This window comes from Pedococcus sp. NPDC057267, from assembly GCF_042668795.1.
Taxonomy (GTDB): Bacteria; Actinomycetota; Actinomycetes; order Actinomycetales; family Dermatophilaceae; genus Pedococcus.
Genome location: NZ_JBHUYG010000053.1, coordinates 1 through 21,981 on the forward strand (window position 1 = coordinate 1; position 21,981 = coordinate 21,981).

At 73.6% G+C, this 21,981-nt stretch carries 21 protein-coding genes; 3 read left to right on the plus strand and 18 right to left on the minus strand.

From position 1 onward, the window contains the following. Window positions 1-39: 39 nt before the first annotated feature. The 13 genes from ACFUC1_RS12480 to ACFUC1_RS12540 all read right to left on the minus strand — a co-directional run bounded on the left by ACFUC1_RS12480 (window position 40) and on the right by ACFUC1_RS12540 (window position 13,992). The gene (locus ACFUC1_RS12480; RefSeq protein WP_379120151.1) at window positions 40-2,727 is read right to left on the minus strand and encodes a WD40/YVTN/BNR-like repeat-containing protein; all 2,688 of its coding nucleotides are present in this window, start codon (window positions 2,725-2,727) and stop codon (window positions 40-42) included. Window positions 2,728-3,016: 289 nt separating this feature from the next. Further along, window positions 3,017-3,301, minus strand: coding sequence for a hypothetical protein (locus ACFUC1_RS12485; RefSeq protein ID WP_379120153.1), 285 nt, complete (start codon window positions 3,299-3,301; stop codon window positions 3,017-3,019). A gap of 70 nt (window positions 3,302-3,371) precedes the next feature. Next, entirely contained in the window at window positions 3,372-6,944 is a 3,573-nt protein-coding gene (gene smc, locus ACFUC1_RS12490) for a chromosome segregation protein SMC (RefSeq protein WP_379120199.1), read from the minus strand. Window positions 6,945-7,111: 167 nt separating this feature from the next. Continuing rightward, window positions 7,112-7,423: a chorismate mutase gene (locus ACFUC1_RS12495; protein WP_379120155.1), complete on the minus strand. Its 312-nt coding sequence runs from the start codon at window positions 7,421-7,423 to the stop codon at window positions 7,112-7,114. After that, complete coding sequence (locus tag ACFUC1_RS12500) at window positions 7,420-7,629, minus strand: hypothetical protein (protein WP_379120157.1); 210 nt, start codon at window positions 7,627-7,629, stop codon at window positions 7,420-7,422. The genes ACFUC1_RS12495 and ACFUC1_RS12500 overlap by 4 nt, the downstream gene beginning before the upstream one ends. A 200-nt stretch (window positions 7,630-7,829) precedes the next feature. Continuing rightward, the gene (locus ACFUC1_RS12505; protein ID WP_379120159.1) at window positions 7,830-8,126 is read right to left on the minus strand and encodes an acylphosphatase; all 297 of its coding nucleotides are present in this window, start codon (window positions 8,124-8,126) and stop codon (window positions 7,830-7,832) included. Between the two features lie 32 nt (window positions 8,127-8,158). Next, entirely contained in the window at window positions 8,159-9,061 is a 903-nt protein-coding gene (mutM, locus tag ACFUC1_RS12510; RefSeq protein ID WP_379120161.1) for a bifunctional DNA-formamidopyrimidine glycosylase/DNA-(apurinic or apyrimidinic site) lyase, read from the minus strand. A 24-nt stretch (window positions 9,062-9,085) separates the two neighbouring features. After that, window positions 9,086-9,856, minus strand: coding sequence for a ribonuclease III (gene rnc / locus ACFUC1_RS12515; RefSeq protein ID WP_379120163.1), 771 nt, complete (start codon window positions 9,854-9,856; stop codon window positions 9,086-9,088). Between the two features lie 101 nt (window positions 9,857-9,957). Next, entirely contained in the window at window positions 9,958-10,152 is a 195-nt protein-coding gene (gene rpmF / locus ACFUC1_RS12520) for a 50S ribosomal protein L32 (RefSeq protein WP_310155297.1), read from the minus strand. A gap of 1 nt (window position 10,153) precedes the next feature. After that, the gene (locus tag ACFUC1_RS12525; protein WP_379120165.1) at window positions 10,154-10,726 is read right to left on the minus strand and encodes a YceD family protein; all 573 of its coding nucleotides are present in this window, start codon (window positions 10,724-10,726) and stop codon (window positions 10,154-10,156) included. A 63-nt stretch (window positions 10,727-10,789) separates the two neighbouring features. Then, on the minus strand, window positions 10,790-12,916 hold the full coding sequence (locus ACFUC1_RS12530; RefSeq protein ID WP_379120201.1) for an acyltransferase family protein: 2,127 nt from the start codon (window positions 12,914-12,916) through the stop codon (window positions 10,790-10,792). Between the two features lies 1 nt (window position 12,917). After that, on the minus strand, window positions 12,918-13,415 hold the full coding sequence (gene coaD, locus ACFUC1_RS12535) for a pantetheine-phosphate adenylyltransferase (protein ID WP_379120167.1): 498 nt from the start codon (window positions 13,413-13,415) through the stop codon (window positions 12,918-12,920). 22 nt (window positions 13,416-13,437) lie between these two features. Beyond that, window positions 13,438-13,992 (minus strand): hemerythrin domain-containing protein, encoded by a 555-nt coding sequence (locus ACFUC1_RS12540; protein WP_379120169.1) that lies wholly within the window; start codon window positions 13,990-13,992, stop codon window positions 13,438-13,440. Between the two features lie 144 nt (window positions 13,993-14,136). Here ACFUC1_RS12540 and ACFUC1_RS12545 point away from each other — a divergent pair, with 144 nt between their 5' ends. Then, entirely contained in the window at window positions 14,137-14,442 is a 306-nt protein-coding gene (locus tag ACFUC1_RS12545; RefSeq protein ID WP_379120171.1) for a hypothetical protein, read from the plus strand. A gap of 118 nt (window positions 14,443-14,560) precedes the next feature. Here ACFUC1_RS12545 and rsmD read toward each other — a convergent pair whose 3' ends face one another. The 4 genes from rsmD to ACFUC1_RS12565 all read right to left on the minus strand — a co-directional run bounded on the left by rsmD (window position 14,561) and on the right by ACFUC1_RS12565 (window position 20,102). Beyond that, on the minus strand, window positions 14,561-15,136 hold the full coding sequence (rsmD, locus tag ACFUC1_RS12550) for a 16S rRNA (guanine(966)-N(2))-methyltransferase RsmD (protein ID WP_379120173.1): 576 nt from the start codon (window positions 15,134-15,136) through the stop codon (window positions 14,561-14,563). An 85-nt stretch (window positions 15,137-15,221) separates the two neighbouring features. Continuing rightward, a complete protein-coding gene (locus ACFUC1_RS12555; RefSeq protein ID WP_379120176.1) occupies window positions 15,222-15,998 on the minus strand; it encodes an alpha/beta fold hydrolase in 777 nt (258 codons plus the stop codon). Between the two features lie 232 nt (window positions 15,999-16,230). After that, window positions 16,231-18,405 carry an ATP-dependent DNA helicase RecG gene (locus ACFUC1_RS12560; protein ID WP_379120178.1) on the minus strand — a complete coding sequence of 725 codons (2,175 nt, stop codon included), beginning with the start codon at window positions 18,403-18,405 and terminating at the stop codon, window positions 16,231-16,233. A gap of 2 nt (window positions 18,406-18,407) precedes the next feature. Then, window positions 18,408-20,102 (minus strand): DAK2 domain-containing protein, encoded by a 1,695-nt coding sequence (locus ACFUC1_RS12565; protein WP_379120180.1) that lies wholly within the window; start codon window positions 20,100-20,102, stop codon window positions 18,408-18,410. 175 nt (window positions 20,103-20,277) lie between these two features. Here ACFUC1_RS12565 and rpmB point away from each other — a divergent pair, with 175 nt between their 5' ends. Continuing rightward, the gene (gene rpmB, locus ACFUC1_RS12570; protein WP_056922510.1) at window positions 20,278-20,472 is read left to right on the plus strand and encodes a 50S ribosomal protein L28; all 195 of its coding nucleotides are present in this window, start codon (window positions 20,278-20,280) and stop codon (window positions 20,470-20,472) included. 183 nt (window positions 20,473-20,655) lie between these two features. On the opposite strand, the gene thiL is transcribed toward rpmB, so the two are convergent. After that, window positions 20,656-21,606, minus strand: a complete 951-nt coding sequence (gene thiL, locus ACFUC1_RS12575; protein ID WP_379120183.1) for a thiamine-phosphate kinase — start codon at window positions 21,604-21,606, stop codon at window positions 20,656-20,658. Window positions 21,607-21,747: 141 nt separating this feature from the next. Here thiL and ACFUC1_RS12580 point away from each other — a divergent pair, with 141 nt between their 5' ends. Continuing rightward, complete coding sequence (locus ACFUC1_RS12580) at window positions 21,748-21,981, plus strand: Lrp/AsnC ligand binding domain-containing protein (RefSeq protein WP_310155252.1); 234 nt, start codon at window positions 21,748-21,750, stop codon at window positions 21,979-21,981.

Consider the following 21,981-nt stretch of genomic DNA (forward strand, 5'->3'; position numbering starts at 1 on the left):
CTGCTGCGGCCGGGGGCGGTGCGGTGGGTCAGGACGGGGTCACTGCGGGAGCGGGATGCTCCACATGCCCCGGCCGTGGGTGGCGGCGTACAGGTCGCCGTCGGGAGCCACCTCGAGGTCCATGACCACGGTGGTGGGCAGCCCGCTGCCGAGCACCTGCCAGGACGTCGCGCCGGGAGCCCGGTAGAACGTCGTCAGGTCGGTGCCGAGCACCAGCCCGCCGTTGGACAGCCGCTTGACCGAGCTGGCCGGCACGTCGGGCAGGTTGCCGCTGATGTCGGTCCAGTGCTGGCCCCCGTCGGTCGTCTCGTAGACGTGGCCGACACCGGCGCCCGGGCCCTCGGTGAACCGGCGCGAGAAGCCGTTGATCGCGGCATACGCGTGGTTGCCGTCGGCCGGGTCCACGGCCAGGCCCTGGACGAAGCGGTTCGGGAACGAGGCGTCCAGCGTCAGCTGGTGCCACGTGCCCCCGGCGTTGGTGGCGATGCCCCGGGTGAACCCGGCGTTGTTGCACGGGCCGCACCACGAGACGTATGCCGCGCCGTTCTGCATCGCGACCGCCGTGGCCGAGTGGCCGGCGCCGAGGTCGAACTGCTTCTTCATGACGCTGGAGTCACGGGCCTTCCAGACGTTCGACGCGGTCCAGACGTACTCGCCACCGAAGATGGCGTTGTCCGGGTTGGAGCCGTCGAGCCCGATGGGGGCGATGAAGCGCGGGTTCGGGTCGCCCGGGTCGAGCGACCAGGACGAGGCGTCCGCCTCGCTGGTGGCACCCGGGTTCTCGGCGCAGTTGTTGGTCACCTTGACGGCGAGGTAGACGTACTCCTGCAGCTGGTTGCAGCCGTTGCGCGGGTCCGCCGCACCGTCGCCACCGTCGCCACCGAAGTTGGAGCCCATCTCCGTGTCGCCGTTGGTGCCGTCCGGGTTCACCTTGCGCAGGTTGGAGACGCCGTTGTCCTGCAGACCGCCGGAGACCACCATGCCGGTGCCGGAGAGGTCCTTGCCGACCGAGGCCGAGTAGTACTGCAGCGAGCCGAGCGTGCCGTCGGCCGACATCGAGACCAGGTCGGTCGCGTTGCCGTTGGCGTTGACCTTGCCGTTGACGGGGCGGCGGTAGACGCCACCGTCGTTGCCGAAGAACACGACGGGCGTGCCACCGGCGGTGCCCACGGCCACGGAGTGCTGGTCGGAGTGTCCGGCCAGCGGACAGGTGTTCTTGGTCGGGTCGATGCTCCAGCACGGGAACGTGAAGTTCCAGTACGGCGAGACGGCGTTCCAGTGGGAACCGGCGTCCTTGGTCTCGAAGACCTCCTCGAGCCCGGCCCAGACGTGGTCGGCGTTCGCCGGGTCGACCTGCAGGAACTGGTTGTACCAGGCCTGCACACCGACCCCGTAGCCCTTGCGGTCCAGCGCGGAGCCGCTGTTGTGGAGCTGCTGCTCGTTGGCGATCTGGTTCCACGGCCCGCTGGGCGAACCGGTCTTGGAGACGTAGATGCCGGCCAGCGAGGAGGACGAGGCGATCTTGCTGGGCTGCTGCACCATCGCGTACAGGCGGTCACCCGTCTTGCTGAAGGCGAACGTCGTGTAGCCCACGTCGCTGCTGTTCGTGATGCCGCCGAGGGTCACCGACAGCTTGTGCCAGCTCGAGGGGCCCTGGGTGAAGTCGTTGGTCTCGTAGAACCCGTTGTAGGTGTCACCCGAGCGCCAGCCGATGGCCGCGACCACGTGCTTGGGGTTCTTCGGGTCGACCGCGATGTCGTTGACGATGTTCTTGTATGCCGCGTTGGTCGCGCCGGACGAGGTGTCGCCCGACCAGTTGGAGCCGGCGGGGACGAGGACCTTGCCCGCGTCGTCCGTGATCTGCGGCATGTACGACATGTTCGGGGCGAAGCCGAACGTCCAGTCACCCGACGGCGTGCCCGCCGCGTGGTACCAGATGCCCCGGTTCGTGGCGGCGAAGACGGTCGAGCCGCCCCAGCGCACGCGTCCGATGGTGGTGGACTCGAGCTCCTTGCCGCCCACCCGGTCCGTGGGGCTGAAGGTGCCGGTCGCCGGGTTCGCGAGCCGGTAGACGCCCGACCCGACGTAGGACGTGCCGCCGGTGTTGGCCTCGCCCGTGGCGAACCACAGCGACCCGTCGTTGCCGGCGATCTGCAGGTCGCCGCCGCTCAGCGAGGGCAGCGAGTCGGCGATCGGCGTCCAGTTGCCGCCACCCTGGCTCGAGCGCCAGACGCCGCCGTCGGCACCCGCGGCATACACGTGGTCGGCGGAGTCCGCGGCCAGGCCCGTGATGCGGCCGGTGCCGTAGCCCGCGCCGCCGGAGGAGTTGGAGTTCCAGTCGCGGTAGCGCGTGTCGTCCTCGTTGTACGGGACCTTGGTGACCTCGTGCCAGGTGCCGCTCGTGCGGGGCATCGACGACAGCTGCGCGAAGGCGTTGCCGTAGGCCCCTGGGGCCACGATGCCGGGGGCGGTCCGCGCCTGCGCGAACTGCTCCTCGATGGTCACGGCCTCCTTGGACTCGTTCTGCGCCTCGGCGGGGTTGCCCCCGGCGATCATGAGCGCCTTCTCCATGACGGCCGCGTTGTAGTGGCGGTCGCGCCACTGGTACTTCAGCCAGGCCTCGTTGAGCTCGTGTCGGCCGGCGTAGCCGGCGGTTCCGGCTGCGACGACCGCGGCTGCTGCCGCTCCGGCGAGGACCCTGCGCGTTCGGGGTGACAGAGACGTCATCCAAACTCCTCCGGGTGGTGATGGGTGGCCCCGGTTCGGGCCTGCCCCAGCATCCGGGGTCATCAACCGAACGGCCCATGACAGATGTCATGGGTCAGGAACGAGTTCGCGCTCCCACCAGCGGTGTTCGACCAGTTCGGTGGCACTTTGCTGCCACCACATCGTCGCGAGGTGCGGCGGCTGGCACGACGCGGCCAGCTCGCGGCCCGGCTGGTGGCCGCCGTCTGGGCATACCGGAATGCCCGCCGGTGATGAGCCGGACCCTCAGCCGGGACCTCAGCCGGGACCCTCAGCCAGCGCGGTGACGCCCGCTGTCCTCCGGCGTGCTGCTCGTGCTGCCGATGGATCCCACGGAGTCGGTGACCTTGTCCTTGGCCGTGGTGAGGGCCTCGCTCGTCTTCTCCAGGGCGCTCTCGGTCTTCTCGCGGGCCTTGTCCTTGGCCGCCGAGATCAGCTCCTCGCCCTGCGGCGTGAGCAGGTCACGACCCTCACGACGGGCGGGGATGGCCACCACTGCCACCACGGCAACCGCGAGCGCGACGCAGACGAGCATGCCGATGATGAGGGCGACCATGCCTCAAGACTGCCCCTCCGCGGGGCAGACCTCAAATCTGCGGTCCGGGTCCCGGCGTGGCGAGGCCCCCTCAGGCGCTCTGGGCAGCCACGTCCCGGATGCGCTGCGACACCACGGTGGTCACACCGTCCCCACGCATCGACACGCCGTAGAGCGCGTCGGCGACCTCCATGGTGCGCTTCTGGTGGGTGATGACGATGAGCTGGCTGGAGTCGCGCAGCTCCTCGAAGAGGGTGATGAGCCGGCCCAGGTTCGCGTCGTCGAGGGCGGCCTCGACCTCGTCCATGATGTAGAAGGGGCTGGGCCGCGCCTTGAAGATCGAGACGAGCAGGGCCACCGCGACGAGCGAGCGCTCGCCACCGGAGAGGAGCGACAGCCGCTTGATCTTCTTGCCCGGCGGCCGCGCCTCGACCTCGATGCCCGTGGTCAGCATGTTGGACGGGTCGGTCAGCGTGAGCCTGCCCTCGCCGCCGGGGAAGAGCCGGCCGAAGACCTGCTCGAACTGGGCGGCGGTGTCGTGGAACGCCTCGGTGAAGACACGCTCCACCCGCTCGTCGACCTCACGGACGATGTCGAGCAGGTCACGCTTGGACTTCTTGAGGTCCTCGAGCTGCTCGGTGAGGAACTTGTGCCGCTCCTCCAGCGCCGCGAACTCCTCCAGCGCCAGCGGGTTGACGCGGCCAAGGGCGTTCAGCGCGCGCTCGGCCTTGCGCAGCCGCTTCTCCTGCACCTCGCGGACGAAGGGCGCCGGCTCGGGCAGGTTGTCGGGGTCGTCGTCCGGGCCGGGGACGTGGGGCACCATCTGGTGCGGGCCGAAGTCCTCCATGAGGACCTCGGGGTCGATCCCGAGCTCCTCGACGGCCTTGGCGTGCATCGCCTCGATCCGCAGCCGCTGCTGGGTGCGGGCCACCTCGTCGCGGTGGACGGTGTCGGTGAGGTCGCGCAGCTCGTCCTGCAGCGCCGCGACGGCCCGGCGCACCTCGGTCAGCGCGGCGTCGCGCTCGGTGCGCTCCTGCTCGGCGCGGGTCCGCCGCTCGGCTGCGGCCTGCAGGGCCGTCGTCACGAGCGTGACGGCGTGTGCCGCGCCGCTGCGGACCGCCTCGGCGACCGTGGCCTCGCGCTTGCGCCGCTCCTGGCGGGCCGCAAGCCGCTGGCGGGCGGCGAGCTCGTTGCGGGCCGCGCCCTCGAGGGAGTCGGCGCGGCCCTTGAGGGCACGGGCCCGCTCCTCCTTGGTGCGCAGCGTCAGCCGCAGCTCGGTCTCGCCGGTGCGGGCGCGGCTCGCCTCGAGCTCGAGGCGGTCGCGCTCGTCGGTGCTGGGGTCGTCGGCCTCGGTCGGCTCGGCGCCGGCCTCCTCGAGGCGCTCGGTCAGGGCGGCGAGCTCGGCGCGGTCGGCCTCGAGGGTGGCCTCCACGTCGGCGATCGCCCGCTCGGTGCGCTCGGCCTCGGCACGGGCGGAGCGGACGGTGGCCCCGAGGTGGCCGAGCCGCTCGGCGACCGCGGCCATCTTGGCGTCGGACTCGTGCAGCGCCTCGAGCGCGGCCTCGACCTCCTCGGTCGCGGCGCGGTGGCGCTCCTGCGCGGCGGTGAGCGCGAACCGTGCCTGCTCGCCGCGACGCGTCGCCTCCGCCACCCGGTCCCGGGTCTCGTCGACCGCCGACTGGATCTCGATCAGGCTGGGGGCGCTCGACGAGCCGCCGCGGACGAAGCCGGGCGCGAAGACGTCGCCCTCGGCCGTCACGGCGGTGACGCCCAGGCCACGCGACACGAGGGCGGCGGCCCGGGCCGCGTCGGCCACCAGGGCCACCCGGTCGAGCAGCTGCTCCACCGCGGGACGCACGGTGGCAGGGGCGTCGACGACCTCGCGGGCCCACACCGCGCCGTCCTCGAGCGCGGGCCAGCTCGACGGGTCCGAGGCGGCGGCGGTCTGCCCGACGAGGAAGGCCGCTCGTCCGGCGTCGTCCTGGCGCAGGGTCTGCAGGGCGGCCGCGGCGTTGTCGACGGACTCGACCGCGAGCGCGTCCCCGGCCCAGCCGAGGGCCGCGGCGACGGCGGCTTCGTGCCCGCCGCGCACCTGGAGCAGTGACGCGACGGAGCCGACGATGCCGTGCCGGGAGTCTGCGGCGGCGAGCAGCGTGGCTGCGCCGTCCTTGCGGGAGAGGCTGAGCTCGAGGGCCTCGAGCCGCGCGCTGGCGGTCGTGCGGTCGCGCTCGGCGGTGCGCTCGGCCTCGCGCAGCCGCTCGACCTCGGCCTCGACCTCCTCGAGGGCTGCGGCGGCGGTCTCGTAGGTCGAGTCCAGGCCCTCCTCGCCCTCCTCCTCGACGGCGATCGAGGCCTCGAGCGTGGAGAACTCCTTCTCGGCGGCCCGGGCCCGCTCCTGCGACTGCTCGACCACGCCCCGGAGTCGGCCGATCTCGGCCTCGCCGGCCTCGATCCGGCTCTTGCGCGCCCCGACCTGCCCGGCCAGCTTCGCCAGCCCCTCACGGCGGTCCGCGGCGGCGCGGGCGAGGCGCTGCAGGCGCTGCTGCTCCGCGGCATACGCGCGCTCGAGCTCCTCGCGGGCGGCCACGGCGGCCTCGAGCGCCTCCTTGGCCTCGCGGACCTCGGCGAGGAGCGACTCCTCCTGGCGACGGGCTTCGGCAGCCTGTGCGCGCAGCTCCTCGGGGTCGCGGCCGGTGGTCTGCTCGTCGGCGGTGTCCTGGCTGAGCAGGCGCACCCGCTCGGCGGCGAGCGACTCGGTCGAGGCGAGCTTGTCGCGCAGCTGCTGGAGGGCGAACCAGCGCTCCTGGGCGCGGGACAGCTCGGGGGCGGCGTCGGCGGCCTGCTGCTCGAGGGTGGCGAGGCGGCTGCGCTGTTCGGCGAGGCCCTCCTCGACCTCGGTGCGCTTGGCGATGAGGGCCGTCTCGTCGGCGACCTCCTGCTCGAGCGTCGACGTCAGCTGGACGAGGTCGTCGGCGAGCAGCCGCAGGCGCGCGTCGCGGGCGTCGGCCTGGATGACGGCGGCCTTGCGGGCAGCCTCGGCCTGCCGGCCCAGCGGGCCGAGCTGGCGGCGGATCTCGCCGGTGAGGTCGCTGACGCGGGTGAGGTTCGCCTCCATCGCCTCGAGCTTGCGCAGCGCCTTCTCCTTGCGCTTGCGGTGCTTGAGGACCCCGGCGGCCTCCTCGATGAACCCGCGCCGCTCCTCGGGCGTCGCGCGCAGGACGGTGTCGAGCTGGCCCTGGCCGACGATGACGTGCATCTCACGGCCGATACCGCTGTCGGACAGCAGCTCCTGCACGTCGAGCAGGCGGCAGGACGTGCCGTTGATGGCGTACTCCGAGCCACCGTTGCGGAACATCGTCCGGCTGATGGTGACCTCGGTGTAGTCGATCGGCAGCGCGCCGTCGGTGTTGTCGATGGTCAGGGCCACCTCGGCGCGGCCCAGGGGCGCGCGGCCGGCGGTCCCGGCGAAGATGACGTCCTCCATCTTGCCGCCGCGCAGGCTCTTGGCGCCCTGCTCCCCCATCACCCAGGCGAGTGCGTCGACGACGTTGGACTTGCCGGAGCCGTTGGGACCGACGATGCAGGTGATGCCCGGCTCGAGCCGCATCGAGGTCGCCGAGGCGAAGGACTTGAAGCCCTTGAGGGTGAGGCTCTTGACGTACACGAGCGGCGTGGCTCCCGGGTGAGGCTGCGGGTGGTCGGACGGGGTCGGATCGGGGCCCACCCTACCCGCGGGCACGGCGGGCACCGTGGACCTTCCGCGGTCCTGCGTTGCCTGTGCCTGCTGTGACGCAAGTGAACTCGCGTGCGGACCTCGGGCGCGCGCCCGGGTCAGTCGGAGGCGGCGATGGCCTCGTGGTGGTGGATGACCTCGGCGATGACGAAGTTGAGGAACTTCTCGGCGAAGGTCGGGTCGAGCCCGGCCTCGTCGGCCAGGGCGCGCAGCCGCGCGATCTGCCGTTCCTCGCGCGAGGGGTCGGCCGGCGGCATACCGGTGCGCGCCTTGTACTCACCCACCTGCTGGGTGCACTTGAAGCGCTCGGCGAGCAGGTGCACGAGGGCGGCGTCGATGTTGTCGATGCTGGCGCGCAGGCGCGCCAGCTCCGCGGGTGTCTCCGGGTCGGTCGGGACGGGTGAGGTCACCCGGCAATCGTAGGCACGGCCGCGCCCACGACGTCCGGCTGTCTCACGTCATCGCGGACGCGGTCGTTCTCGCGCAGGCGGTCGTTGTCGCGCTGCAACGCCTCGACGAGGTGCTCGAGGTCGCGGACCCTGCGACGCAGCTCGATGGTCTCGAGCACCAGCCGTGGCTCGTTCGCCACGCGGTAGCCCACGAGGGCCTTGGCCATGGTCGACTCCTTCTCCGCAGGCGGCGGGGTTCGCGAGCTGCGGCCCGGCCCGAGCGGCCCACCCCGACGGGGCGACCGGGGCCATCTCTCAGGGTGACAGGCGGGCCGGTGCGGGTCAATGGCGCCCGGTGTGCCCTTTTTGCCCGTGCGTCACTCCACCACCGCGCGTGCCGGGCCCCGCGGGCCACGGGCCCGGCGGGTCACTTCTCGACGAAGCCCTCGATGCCGTCGCGCGCGGCACCCCAGGTGCACACGCAGGTGTGGACGTCGCCCGGGCGCAGGGCCTGCGAGGGCTTCTCCTCCAGCAGGGTCACGAGCTCACGGATCTTGGCCGGTGGTCCCTGGGCGACGATCTCCACCCGGCCGTCGCCGGCGTTGCGCGCGTGCCCGACGAGTCCCAGCTCGAGGGCGCGGGCCCGGGTCCACCACCGGAAGCCGACGCCCTGGACCCGTCCGTGCACCCAGATGACAGCCCGCGCCGGCTCGTTGTCGTCCATGTCTCCAGTTGTACCTCCGCCGCAACCGGCTGTCAGGTGGAAGCCACCCGGCCGCGTCCGGCCCTCGCGACAGCGGTGCGCCGCGGTCGCGGCTGGCAGCGGGGGCAGGAGAACGACGACCGGTTCATGAAGGCCTCGCGCCGGATCGGGGTGCCGCAGCGGTCGCACGGGCGCCCCTCCTGGCCGTAGGCGTGCAGCGACCGGTCGAAGTAGCCGGAGGCGCCGTTGACGTTGACGTAGAGCGCGTCGAAGCTCGTGCCGCCCTGGAGCAGCGCCGCGGCCATCACCTCGCGGGCGTGGTCGAGGATCCGCGACAGCGTCGGCTTGCTCAGGGCGGAGCACAGCCGCTCGCCGTGCACCTGCGACCGCCACAGCGCCTCGTCGGCGTAGATGTTGCCGATGCCGGCGACGAGGGTCTGGTCGAGCAGGGCGCGCTTGACCGCGACGTCCTTGGCCTTCATCCGGCGCACGACGGCCGCCTGGTCGTACGCGGGCTCGAACGGGTCGGGGGCGATGTGCGCGATCGTCTCGGGGACCAGGTCGTCGGTCAGCTCGGCCAGGGCCATGCCGCCGAACGTCCGCTGGTCGACGAACCGCAGCTCGGGGCCGCCGTCGGTGAACCGGAACCGCGCGTGCAGGTGCTTCTCGTCCGGGGCACCCTCGTCCTCGACCAGCAGCTGCCCGCTCATCCCGAGGTGGGCGAGCAGGGCCTGGCGCTCGCCCTCCGGCGTCCGCAGGACGAGCCAGAGGTACTTGCCCCGGCGCCGCGCGGACTCGACGGTGTTGCCGGCGATCCGCTCCCCGAGGTCGACCGGGCCGGCGAGGTGCCGGCGCGCGACGCGGGTGCCGTGGAACGCCGCGGTCTCGATCGTGCGGCCGGCGACGTGGTCGGCCAGGCCACGTCGGACCACCTCGACCTCGGGCAGCTCGGGCACGGCGGGAGTATGCCGGGTGCTCGCCTACGTGGGCGAGCCCACCGCGGCGTCGTCGTCGGAGCCGTCGCCGAGGTCGGGGGCGGTCTCGTCTGCGCCCGCAGCGCCGTCGGCGTCGACGGCGTCGCCGGAGGCCAGCCGGCCCGCCCGGGCGGACAGCGCGCGCCAGGCCAGCTCGGCGGCCTTCTGCTCGGCCTCCTTCTTGGACCGGCCGGTGCCCTCGCCCAGCACCTCGTCACCGACGACGGCGCGGGCGTGGAACGTCTTCTCGTGGTCCGGCCCCTCCTCCTCGACGCGGTACTCGGGGACGCCGAGCGTCGAGGCGGCCGCCAGCTCCTGCAGCGAGGTCTTCCAGTCCAGGCCGGCACCGAGCGTGGCGGACTGGGCCATGAGGGGGTCGAGCAGGTGGTGCACCAGGGTGGCCGCGGCGTCCATCCCCGACGACAGGTAGACGGTGCCGATGACGGCCTCCATCGTGTCGGCGAGGATCGAGGCCTTGTCACGACCGCCGGTGGCCTCCTCGCCACGGCCGAGCAGGACGTGGTCGCCGAGGCCGAGGGTGCGCGCGACGTCGGCGAGCGCCCGCATGTTCACGACCGCCGCACGCAGCTTGGCCAGCTGGCCCTCGGGCAGGTCGGGGTGGGTGGCGTAGAGCGTGTCGGTGACGACGAGGCCGAGGACGGAGTCACCGAGGAACTCGAGTCGCTCGTTGTTCGGCAGGCCGCCGTTCTCGTATGCGTACGAGCGGTGGGTGAGGGCACGCAGAAGCAGCGACTCGTCGACGGGTCCGCCGCACACCTCTGCGAGGTGCGTGGCGAAGTCGTCGACGGGCCGCTGCGTCGCGTCGGTCCGCGGCGACGCCGCCGCGGACCGTGGGGACCTCGCGTTCGTCAGGGAGCTCAGCCCTGGTGCTCGGTGCGCTCGGCGGTCGTGTAGTGACGACCCTTGTAGTAGCCGCAGGACGGGCACGCCTGGTGCGGTTGGGCCGGCGACTTGCACTGGGGGCACGTGGTGAGCGTGGTCGCCGTCGCCTTCCAGTTCGCGCGACGCGAACGGGTGTTGGAGCGCGACATCTTCCGCTTCGGGACAGCCACGTCAGTTCCTCTTCTCTTCGGTGTCGGCGGACAGCGCCTGGAGCGCGGACCACCTCGGGTCGATCACTTCGTGGTGGTGGTCCGGGTCGTCCGCCAGGCGTGCTCCGCACTCGGAGCACAGACCCGGGCAGTCCTCCCGGCACACCGGCTGGAACGGCAGCGAGGGCACCACTGCGTCCCGGAGCACCGGCTCGAGGTCGAACAGGTCTCCCTCAAGCATGTACTCCTCGGTCTCGTCGTCGCCGGCCCCCACCTCACGGTGGTGGGCCGCACGGTCGGCGTAGGCGAACAGCTCCTGGAACCGCGCGTCCACCGGGACGGCGACGGGGTCCAGGCACCGCACGCAGGCGCCGGTCGCGGTGGCGGTCGCCGAGCCGGTGACCAGCACGCCCTCCACGACGGACTCGAGCCGCAGGTCCAGCTCGACCGGGTCGCCCTGGGGCACCCCGATGACGTCCGTGCCGAGGTCGGCAGGTGCCTCGGCCGTACGCTGGACGAGCTCCATCGAACCGGGTCGCCGACCCAGGCTCTTGGTGTCGAAGACCAAGGGCGAGCGCGGGTCGAGGTGGTTCATGGCTCCAGCAGACGTCGAGGGCTCGGCTCACGCTCCGGACGAGACGCAGACCGACGCACGAGGTTACCGGAGCCCGGCCCGCTCGCCCAAATGCGCCTCGAGGGCCCGGCCCAGCACCCCGGCCAGCGTGCGCACGTAGGTCGCGGTGAGGTGGTCCCCGGCCCGGTGGACGGTGACGTGGCCGATGGCCACGGGGCAGCGCTGCGCCGGGCAGATCCAGTCGGTGAGGTCGACCAGCTCGACCCCTGCCGCCGCCGCAGCGGCGCGTTGGACAGGCAGCCCGCTGCCCTCCACCGCCGGGGCCCGGTCGAACGAACAGAGGGTCAGGTGGTGCGGGTGCCTGGCGGTGCAGACGTCGAGGTCGTCCGGCGACAGCGGGCTGTCCCCGAGGACGGCGAGGGGGACGCCGAGGGCGCGCACCTCCGACCAGCGGGCGGCCAGCCCGTCGACGAGCGCGTCACGGCTGGGGCGCCCTCCGTCCCACGCGGTGGTGGCGTAGCTCGAGGTGAGCAGCAGGTCGGGCGGGTCCGCCCGCAGCCGGCGCATCACCCCGGCGTTCCACGCGTCGCACTGCTCGTAGGGCTCCCCCGCCTGCTGGGCGTGGCCGCGGGCGAAGGCGCACGAGGACTTGCCGTAGGTCACGACGTGCCAGCCGTGCCGAGCGGCGAGCGCCTCCACGGCCGGCAGCCACTGCATCGCCTTGGAGTCTCCGACGAGGGCGACCGTGCGGCTGCCGGCCGGGTCGCCGAAGTCGCACCGCACGGGCTCGCGGGCCAGCCGGTCCACCTGGCAGTGGTCGACGTCGGCCGCCGGCCGGTCCTTGCCCGCGAGCTGGGGGTCGGGGGTCAGCCACTCCCAGTCGTCGACGGCGAACCGGCTCGCGTCGCCGGTCGGCTCGGCGCCGAGGGTCGCCGCACCGAGCGCGTCGGGCGTCGGCGTCGACCCGGCCACGGGGGCGGTGCGGAACGGCGACTGCACCCGCAGGAGCGGGACGGCCGCCAGCGCCCCGGCCAGCGAGAGCGCCAGGCCCAGGCCCAGCACCGGGCGCGTGCGAGTGGCCAGCACCCGGCTGTGGTGGACGGGCGCCTCGAGGAAGCGGTGCCCCGCCCACGCGGGCACGAGCGACGCGGCCACGACGGCGACGCGCACCCACGGGTCGAGCCCGTCCGCCGCCCAGTCGGCGAGCACCACGACCGGCCAGTGCCAGAGGTAGACCGAGTACGACAGGCCCCCCACCCAGACCATGGGGGCGGCGCCGAGGACGCGGACCGGCCCCGTGGGCACGCCGGCCCACCCGGCATACAGGACCGCGGCGGCGCCCAGCGTCGGCACCAGCGTCCACGGGCCCGGGGTGACCGCGTGCGGGGGCAGCCAGAACGCGCTCCCGAGGACGGCGACGAGGCCCACCCAGCCGACGGCGGCCGTCGCGAGCGGTCCGGTCGGGGCGTCGGGGGCAGCGGGCAGGTCAGCCGCAGGGGCGGGGGCACGGCCGGCGCGCGCGTGCGCCCAGACGGCGAGCCCGGCACCGACCCCGAGCTCCCAGGCGCGGGTCGTGGTCACGAAGTACGCCCGCGCAGGGTCCACCGCACCCAGCCACACCGCATACGCGAACGACGGCACTGCGATCACGGCCAGCAGGCCACCGACCGCAGCCGGCGACGGCGCCCGCTGAGTGCGGCGCAGCCGGCGCACCCCCCAGGCGAGCGCGATGAGCGCCAGCGGCCACACGACGTAGAACTGCTCCTCGACCGCGAGCGACCAGAAGTGCTGCACCGGCGAGGGAGTGCTGTCGGCGGCGAGGTAGTCGACGGCCCGGTGCGCCAGGACCCAGTTGACGACGTAGAGGGCAGCCCCGGCCACGTCGGTGCCGACCTCGCGCCGGCGCAGCCCGGGGACGACGAGGTACGCCACCACGGCGGTGACGACGAGCACCAGCGCCGCGGCGGGCAGCAGACGGCGGATGCGCCGGCCGACGAAGCGGGCCCACGAGATGGTCCCGGTCGAGCCGAGCTCGCGGACCAGGATCCCGGTGATCAGGAAGCCGGAGATGACGAAGAAGACGTCGACGCCGAGGAAGCCGTTCGGGACCGGCAGGCCCGCGTGGTAGGCGAGGACGAGCAGGACGGCGACGGCCCGCAGCCCCTCGATGTCGGGCCGGAAGCCGTGCGCCCGTGAGGGTCTGGAGCTCAGGTCACTGCCTCCGCAGGCGGTCGACGAGGGCGTCGCGGACGCGGTCGGGCACGAGCCCGGTGACGTCCCCGCCGTAGCGGACGACCTCCTTGACCAGCGAGCTCGAGACGTGGCCGAACGCCGGGTCGCCGGGCAGGAACACCGTCTCGACGCCGGTGAGGTGCTTGTTCATCAGCGCCATCGGCAGCTCGTAGGCGAAGTCGGTGTCGCCGCGCAGCCCCTTGACGATGGTGGCGGCGTCCACGTCCCGGCACACGTCGACCAGGAGCCGGTCTGCGAAGACCTCGACGCGGACGCCGGGCAGGTCCGCGCAGGCGTCCGCGAGCAGCTCGCGCCGCTCGTCCGGGCTGAAGACCCCGTGCTTGGCAGGGTTGTGCAGCACGGCGACGACGACCTCGTCCCACCGCGAGGCCGCACGACGGATGACGTCGAGGTGGCCGGCGGTGACGGGGTCGTACGAGCCGGGGCAGACGCACCGGCGCGGGCTGGGGTTGGTCACACCGGAACGCTAGCAGCGGCAGTCAGTCGTCCTCGTCGTCGGCGGGCAGCAGGCCCTCCTCGTGGGCGCGCTCGACGACCCGGCGGACGTTGGCCTCGCTGCCGCAGTCCTCGTCGAGGAGCTCGTTGCGGCGCTGGGCCCAGGCGACGCCGAGGTCCTGGCGCACCTTCTCCGACACGTCGGTGCGGGCGGGGTTGAGGATGGTCTGCTCCTCCTCGCCGATGTGGTGGTTGAGGGCCGTCGCGAGGTCCTCCACCGCGTCGTCGAACTTCTGCGCGTCGGTGCCCTTGCACTCCAGCAGCACGAGCAGCGCCTCGTTGCCCTCGGCGTGCTCCTCCTCGCCGTGCTCGGCCTCGTGCTCGTCGATCGCGTCCTTGCGGCGCAGGGTCGTGTAGACCTTCTCCTCCTCGGCCTCGCCGTGGGCGATGAGCACGGCGGACAGGGCGGCGCGGGCGGCCTCGCGGTCGGCGGTGGCGTCGCGCAGGTCGCGCAGCAGGCTCTCGAACAGCCGGTGGTCGTCGAGGATCAGCTCCACCACGTCACCCTCGATCGGGCGCGGGATCTCATATCGCGTCATGGCCCCACCCTCTCCCACCTGCGGCGTCGCCGCCCGCCGGGCACCGGGGTCCGCCCGCGTCCCACCCAGCGGACGCCCGGTTTGTCCCCTCGCGCAGGCTGCGACACGGTGGAGAGGTCCTGACCTCCATCGCAAGGAGAGCTCATGCTCACCCTGACCGAGAACGCCAGCACGATCGTCAAGACCCTCGTCGAGCAGAACCTCCCCACCGACGAGGCCGGCCTGCGCTTCAGCCACGAGGGCGCCAACTCCGGCGCGCTGACCGTGACCACTGCCGAGGCCGCCGAGCCCGGTGACGCCGTCGTGGAGCGCGACGGCGCCAAGGTCTTCCTCGACGAGACGGCCGCGGTCGCCCTCGGGGACCAGGTCCTCGACGCCACCGTCGACGAGGCCGGCAGCGTGCAGTTCAGCATCTCCCCCGCCGGCGGGGCGGGCGCACCGACGGCCTGAGCCGCCACCCGCGCGACGAGGGGGTCCGACCACTGCTGCGGTCGGGCCCCTTCGTCATGCGTGTGTCAGGACGCGGTCAGGTGACGCCCGGAGGCGCTCAGGTGATGCCCGGAGGCGGTCAGGCCACGCCCTCGGGGTGACGGGGGCCGGCGAACCAGACCTTGGTCTCGCCGTACCGCCGCTCCCCCTCGGGCTCCCACTCCGCCGGCCAGCGAGGCTCGGGTGAGCGGGACGAGCGCTCGACGACGACGAGCGCGTCGGGCGCGAGCCAGCCGTGCTCTGCGAGGAGGGCGAGGTCGCCGGCCAGCGACTCCTCGGACAGGTCGTACGGCGGGTCGCTGAAGACGAGGGTGCACGGGGTTGCCGGTGGCGCTGCCAGCGTGCGGGCGACAGTGGCGTGGCGGACCGCCGTGCCGGGTATGCCGAGTGCCGCCACGTTGCGTCGCGCGACCGCCGCGGCGGCGCGGTCGGACTCGACGAGGAGTACCGACGCGGCACCCCGGCTGGCGGCCTCGAGGCCCAGGGCGCCGGACCCGGCATACAGGTCGAGCACGTGCGCGCCGCGCAGGACGTCGAGGTGCTCGAGGCGGGAGAACAGCGCCTCGCGCACCCGGTCGCTCGTGGGGCGGGTGCCCTGGCCCGGCGGGGTGGCGATCCGTTGGCCGCCGGCCCGGCCGCTGATGATGCGCGTCACGGCGGCACGGTAGCGCGACCACCGCCTCCGGTCTCTGCGCGATCGCGGCGGTGGGCACCGCTCCGACCGCGCAAAGACCTGGGGGTCAGTGCGTGCGAACCGGGTGCCGGCGGTCCAGGGCGTCGAGGAGCAGGTCGGTGACGGCATCCGGGCGCTCGAGCGAGGGCAGGTGACCCGCCCAGGGCAGCTCGACGTGCTCGGCGTCGGGGACCTGCGCGGCCAGCACGGCCGCGACCTCACGGAAGTGGCCGAGGTCCAGCGTGCCGGACACCACGAGGGTCGGGACGGCCAGGCGCGACGGGTCGACCTCAACCCGCTCCGGCTGCGGGCCGGGCTCGAGGGCGTCGGCGGAAAGCTGCACCTCGAACGCCCGGCGCTGCATCTGCGTGACGCGGTGGGCGGTCGCCTCGTCGGCGTCCGGGCCGAGGAAGGTGCGGACGTTGAGCTGCACCGCCCCCTCGACGTCACCCGCCTCGAGCAGGCGGTCCTCCTCGGCGCCGAACGCCTGCAGCTCCTCGTCCGGGTCGACTCCCCGGAAGGCGGGGCAGAGCAGGACGAGGGATGACACGCGGGCGGGGTCCCTCGTGGCGAGCTCCATCGCGACGCGCCCGCCGTAGGACGAGCCCACGACCGCCGCCTCGGCCATGCCGAGCGAGTCGAGCAGCGCGGCGAGGTCGTCGGCGTCGGCATACGCCTCACCCGGCATCGGGCTCTCGCCGAAGCCGCGAAGGTCGGGTCGCACGACCCGGTGGGCGCGGGCCAGCGCGGGGACCTGGGGCTCCCACATCCGGCGGTCGCAGACCCCGGAGTGCAGCAGGAGGACGGCTGGGCCGTCACCGTCGACGTCGTGGGCGAGGATCACGGCCGGCAGCCTAGGGTCGCGGTCGCCCCGCCCACGAACCCATTTCCGCAGCCGCCCACGCTCGTCTGTGCACAGACGAGCGTGTCTCTGCGCAGCGAGCGGATCCACGCGCAGTGGGACCGAGGTCTGTGCGCAGACGAGCGTGTCAGCGAGCGGGGGGCTGGGACCGAGCTCTGTGCGCAGACGAGCGTGTCACCAAGAGGGGGGCCGGGACCGGACCTGGTCCTTGCGGTCAGCCGCGCTCGAGGAAGGCGGCCTGCTGCTCGTCCACCTGCTCGGCGACGGCGGCCGCGAGGTCCGGGTGCCCCGCGAGCTCGGGGTCGGCCGCGACGAGCGCCGTGGCGTCCTCGCGTGCCTGGTCGACGAGCGCCTCGTCGCGCAGGATCGAGAGCCACTCCAGCGAGTTGCGGCCACCGGACTGCCGCGCCCCGAGCACGTCGCCCTCGCGCCGCTGCTCGAGGTCGAGCCGGGCGAGCTCGAACCCGTCGGTCGTCCCGGCCACAGCCTGCAGCCGGGTCAGGGCCGACTCGGCGTCGGTGCTCGTCATGAGCAGGCAGAGCCCGGCGTGCTGCCCACGGCCGACCCGCCCGCGCAGCTGGTGCAGCTGGGAGACCCCGAACCGGTCGGCGTCCATGACCACCATGACGGTGGCGTTGGGGACGTCGACGCCGACCTCGATCACCGTGGTCGAGACGAGCAGGTCGACCTCGCCGCGGTTGAACCGTGCCATCACGGCGTCCTTGGCCTCCGGCGCCATCCGACCGTGCAGGACCTCGATGGTGAGCCCGGCGAGCGCCGGCGTCTCGCGCAGGGTGGCCTCCACGGCATACACGCTCGCGAGCTCGCGCGGCGCCTCGACGGGGTTGCCCTCCTCGTCCACCTCGGGCGGCAGGAACGGCTCGTCCTCGACACCCTTGTCGTCGCCGCCGATCCGCGGGCACACCACGTACGCCTGCCGCCCGGCCCGCACCTCCTCGGCGATGCGCTCCCAGGTGCGCTCGACCCAGCGGGCGTTGTCCCCGGGCACGACGTGCGTCGCGATCGGCGACCGGCCTCGCGGCAGCTCGCTCAGGGTGGACGTCTCGAGGTCGCCGAACACCGTCATGGCGACGGTTCGCGGGATCGGCGTCGCCGTCATGACGAGGACGTGCGGCGGTTGCTTCCCCTTCTCCCGCAACGCATCCCGCTGCTCGACGCCGAAACGGTGCTGCTCGTCGACGACGACGAGGGCGAGGTCGAAGAAGGACACGTTCTGCTGGATGAGCGCGTGCGTGCCGACGACGATCCCGGCGTCGCCGGAGGCTGCGTCGAGCAGCGCCTGCTTGCGCGCAGCGGTCGACTGGGAACCGGTCAGCAGCCTGACGCGGGTCCCGATGTCGCTGCCGCCGAGCATCCCGCCCTCGGCGAGGTCACCGAGCATCGTCGTGATCGACCGGTGGTGCTGGGCCGCGAGGACCTCCGTCGGCGCGAGCAGCGCCGCCTGGCCGCCCGCGTCGACGGCGGCGAGCATGGCGCGCAGCGCGATGACCGTCTTGCCCGAGCCGACCTCGCCCTGGAGCAGCCGGTGCATCGGGGTGTCGCGCGCCATCTCCTGCGCGAGCACCTCCCCCACCTCGCGCTGCCCGGCGGTGAGCTCGAACGGCAGCCGCGCGTCGAAGGCCGCCAGCAGGCCCCCCTCGCGCGGGCGGCGGGCGAGCGTCTTCTCCTGCGACTGCCGGTGCCGCCGCTGGGCCAGGACGGTCTGCAGGACGAGGGCCTCCTCGTACCGCAGCCGCGTGCGCGCCCGCTCCACCTCCGGCCACCCGCTGGGCTGGTGTATGCCGCGCAGCGCCTCCAGCCGCGAAGGCAGGCCGCGCGCAGCGGCGAGGTCCGGGGGCACGACGTCGACGACCGAGTCGAGCTGGTCGAAGACGAGGTTGAGGCTGTCGATGACGGTCCAGTTCTGGACCTTGGGCACCTGCAGGTAGATCGGCAGCAGCCGCCGGCGCGCGTCGAGGCCGTCGGAGTCGGGCGGCAGGATCTGGTAGTCGGGGTGGGTCAGTTGCCAGGTCCGGCCGTAGCGGCCCACCTTGCCCGCGAAGATGGCCCGCGCGCCGGGGACGAGGCGGCCTTCGTGCCCGTACGGCTTGAAGAAGGTCACCTCCATGTCGTTGGTGCCGTCGGTGATCGTCGCGGTGAGGATGCGGCCGCGCCGGTTGCGCATCGGGCGGGTGACGGCGTCGCGGACGTCGGCCACCACGACGACGTACTCGCCCTCGTGCAGGCTCGTCAGGTCCGCGTCGAAGCTGGTGTACCGCCGCGGCCAGAACCGCAGCAGGTCGCCGACGGTGTGCAGGTCGCGGCCCGCGGCCAGCTTGGGCGCCGCGCTCGACACGACCGAGCGCAGGTTCGTGCTCTCGTCGACCACGCCTACTCGACTCCCAGCAGCAGTGGGTAGTGCGGCTGCCCGCCCTCGATGACCTGCACGTCGAGGTCGCGCTGGGTCTGCCGGACCCGCTGGCCCAGGGCCTCCCCCAGCCCCTCGGGCGCACCCTCCCCCGTCACCACCGTGACGATCTCGCCGCCGCTGGACAGCAGCCGGGTCAGCACCTCGATGCCGACGGCCTCGAGGTCGTCGCCCACGACGACGACATCGCCCGACACCGCCCCGAGGACGTCACCGGGCGCGCACGGGCCCGCGCTCGTGAGCGCCTCCTTGCTGGCGACCGCGACGGCGCCGTGCCGGGTGGCCGCCGCCGCGTGGCCCATCTCCGCGGCGTTGCGGGCGGCGCTGGCAGAGGCCTCCCAGACCGCCATCGCGGCCAGGCCCTGGACCGCCGTGCGCGAGCGCACCACGTGGACCTCGACCTGGTCGGCCTCCGCTGCGCGGGCGGCGGCGTGCGCCGCCATCTCGGTGTCGCGGTCGTTGGGGAGCAGCAGGACCGAGGGGGCGCCGGTGGCGCGGACGGCGTCGAGCAGCTGGCCGGCGGACGCGCGCCGGCCGGGGCCGCTGGGCACGACCACGGCACCGGCCGCCTCGAACACCGTCGCCAGGCCCGGGCCGGCCGCGCAGGCCACGACAGCGACTCCCGTGGCGTGGCGCTCCCGCCGTGCCGCCTGGTCCGCGAAGTGCGTGACCCGCACCCGGAACGGCCGCCCGGCGTCGAGCCCCGCCTCGAGCGCGGCCCCGACGTCGTCGACGTGGACGTGGACGTTCCACAGCTCGGGGCCACCGACGACGAGCAGCGAGTCACCGAGCGCGTCGAGCGTCGTGCGCAGCGTCGCCGCCCGCTCCTCGTCGCTGTCGCGCAGCAGGTACATGACCTCGTATGCCGGGCCGCCCTCCACGAGGTCGCCGTCACCGGTGGACGAACCACCGTGGGAGCCCACCGGCTCGACAGTGCCCCCGTTGCTGCGGGTCCAGTCCTCCCGGCGGCGCAGGGTCTGGTCCTCGGTGAAGGGCTCGACCCGCTCCCCGACCTGCGTGGCGTCCTGGTGCACGACCCGGGCGAGGGCCTCGAGCATGAGCACGTACCCGGCGGCGCCGGCGTCCACGACCCCCGCCCGGGCCAGGGCCGGCAGCTGCTCGGTCGTCTCCCGGAGCGCGACGGTGGCTGCGTCGAGGGCGGCCTCGGCGACCGCCGTGAGCCCCTGGTCAACCGGCTGGGCCCCCGCCGCGGCCGCCGCGTGCGCGACGGTGAGGATCGTCCCCTCGGCCGGGTGCATGACGCTGGCGCGGGCGCGGGCGCTGGCCCGGGCAAGGCCGTCGGCCATGACGGACGCGTCCGCCGCCTCCACCCCGCGCTCGGCGATCGCCTCGGCGAACCCGCGCACCAGCTGGCTCAGGATGACCCCGGAGTTGCCCCGCGCGGTGAGCAGCATCGCGTGGGCGAGGTCGCTGCACTCCTGCTCCAGCGACGCCTCGCCGAGGATGCCGTCCCGCTCGTGCTCGGTGCGGACGGTGTCGAGTGCGGCGTCGAGGGTGAGGTAGAGGTTGGTGCCCGTGTCGCCGTCGGGGACCGGGAAGACGTTGAGGGCGTCGATCTCGGCTCGCCGGGCGGCGAAGGCGGCCCGCGTGAGCACAGCCCACCGCCGGGCATCCGCAGCGGTGAGGGCATCGAGCACGGTGGCAGGCTAACGTCAGGGGCCGTCGCCGAGGCGGCCATCGGCGCCGTTTTGGTCGATGCGCCACCCCTCGGCTACGCTTGACCGGTTCCCGTGAACCTCTCCGTCGCTGGCTCCTGCCCGCGGTGGATCACGGGCGCCCCGAGTTTGTACGCATCGAACCAGGAGAACACCCGTGGCTGCCAACTGCGACGTCTGCGGCAAGGGACCGGGCTTCGGTCACAACATCTCGCACTCGCACCGCCGCACCAAGCGTCGTTGGAACCCCAACATCCAGCGCGTGAAGGCTCTGGTGGGCGACGCGGGCGTGACCCCGAAGCGTCTCAATGTCTGCACCTCGTGCCTGAAGGCCGGCAAGGTCAAGCGCTGACCCAGCCTCCCGGCACACGCACTCGAAGCCGATCTCCCCACGGGGAGGTCGGCTTCGGTCGTTCCCGGGGACAGCTGCGGCTTCGGGGGTGCGGCAGTCGTTGGGGATGCGGCGGTGACGTCTGGGTCATTGCTGCACCCCCACCCGCGGACATCCCGCGGCATCACGGCGCCGGGCGAGGGCTCAGCCCGCGAAGTGGTCCCAGCCACGAGGCTGCTGCGGCTCACCGTCGAGGGTGACGCCCTCACCCTCGTCGACCCGGCCGAGCGCCCGCCACCCAGCCGGCAGCTCCCCCCGGAAGGTGGCGAGCAGGCTGTGCTCCTCCCCACCGGCGAGCACGCACTCCAGCGCCCCGTCGCCGACCACCTCGCGCAGCACGTCCACGTCGGGGGCCAGCAGCGCCGAGTCGAGCGCCAGCCGCACCCCGCTGGCCGCCGCCAGCCGGGAGCCGTCGCGCAGCAACCCGTCGGACACGTCGAGCATCGCGGTCGCGCCGCTCGCCGCTGCCTGGGGTCCGGCCGACAGGGGCGTCGTGGGCCGCAGGTGGTGCGCGACGCAGTCGGCGGCGACGGCACCCGCCCCCGTGCCTGACCGGAGCAGCTCGAGCCCGGCGGCCGAGCGCCCGAGCGTGCCGCAGACGGCGACCACGTCGCCGGGTCGGGCGCCGGAGCGCAGGACGGCTGTGCCGGGCAGCTCCCCCAGCGCGGTGACCGCGACCGCGAGGACGCCTGTCGGCGCTGACGACAGGTCCCCGCCGGCCACGGCGACACCCGCCTCCGCGGCCCGTGCCCCCAGCTCCCGCGCGAAGTCGAGCACCCAGTCCACCGACACCGCCGGGTCCGCCATGAGGGCGACGAGCACGGCCGTCGGCCGGCCGCCCATCGCGGCGACGTCGGCGAGGTTCTGGGTGAGCGCCTTGGCGGCGACGTCCGCCCCGCTGGACCACTCGTCCACCCAGTCGCGCCCCCGCACCATCGTGTCGGTGGTCGCGACCGTGCGGCTCCCCGTGGCGAGGACCGCGGCGTCGTCCCCCGGGCCCACCGGCATACCCGGCCCACCCGCGAAGAGCGGGAAGATCTCGGCCAGCAGGGCACCCTCGGACACCTGCGCGAGCGTGCGCGCCTGGTCGGGCACGGCGTGACCTCCTTGTGACGCGGTCCTGGGGAGACGGGTGGGACACGGGCACGGTAGCGTCTGGGTCACCGTGGCGCCCCGCCGCGGCAGGTTCTCTCGGGACATCCGTCCCGGCCAACCAGGAAGCAGAGGTGTCACGTGGTGGTCCAGGCCTACATCCTGATCCAGACCGAGGTCGGCAAGGCGGCGACAGTGGCCGAGGCCATCGCAGGCATTGCCGGGGTGGTCCTGGCCGAGGACGTCACCGGCCCGTACGACGTGATCGCCCGCGTCGAGGCCAACACCGTCGACGAGCTGGGCAAGCTCGTCATCGCCAAGATCCAGGACGTCGCGGGCATCACCCGCACCCTGACCTGCACCGTCGTCCACGTCTGA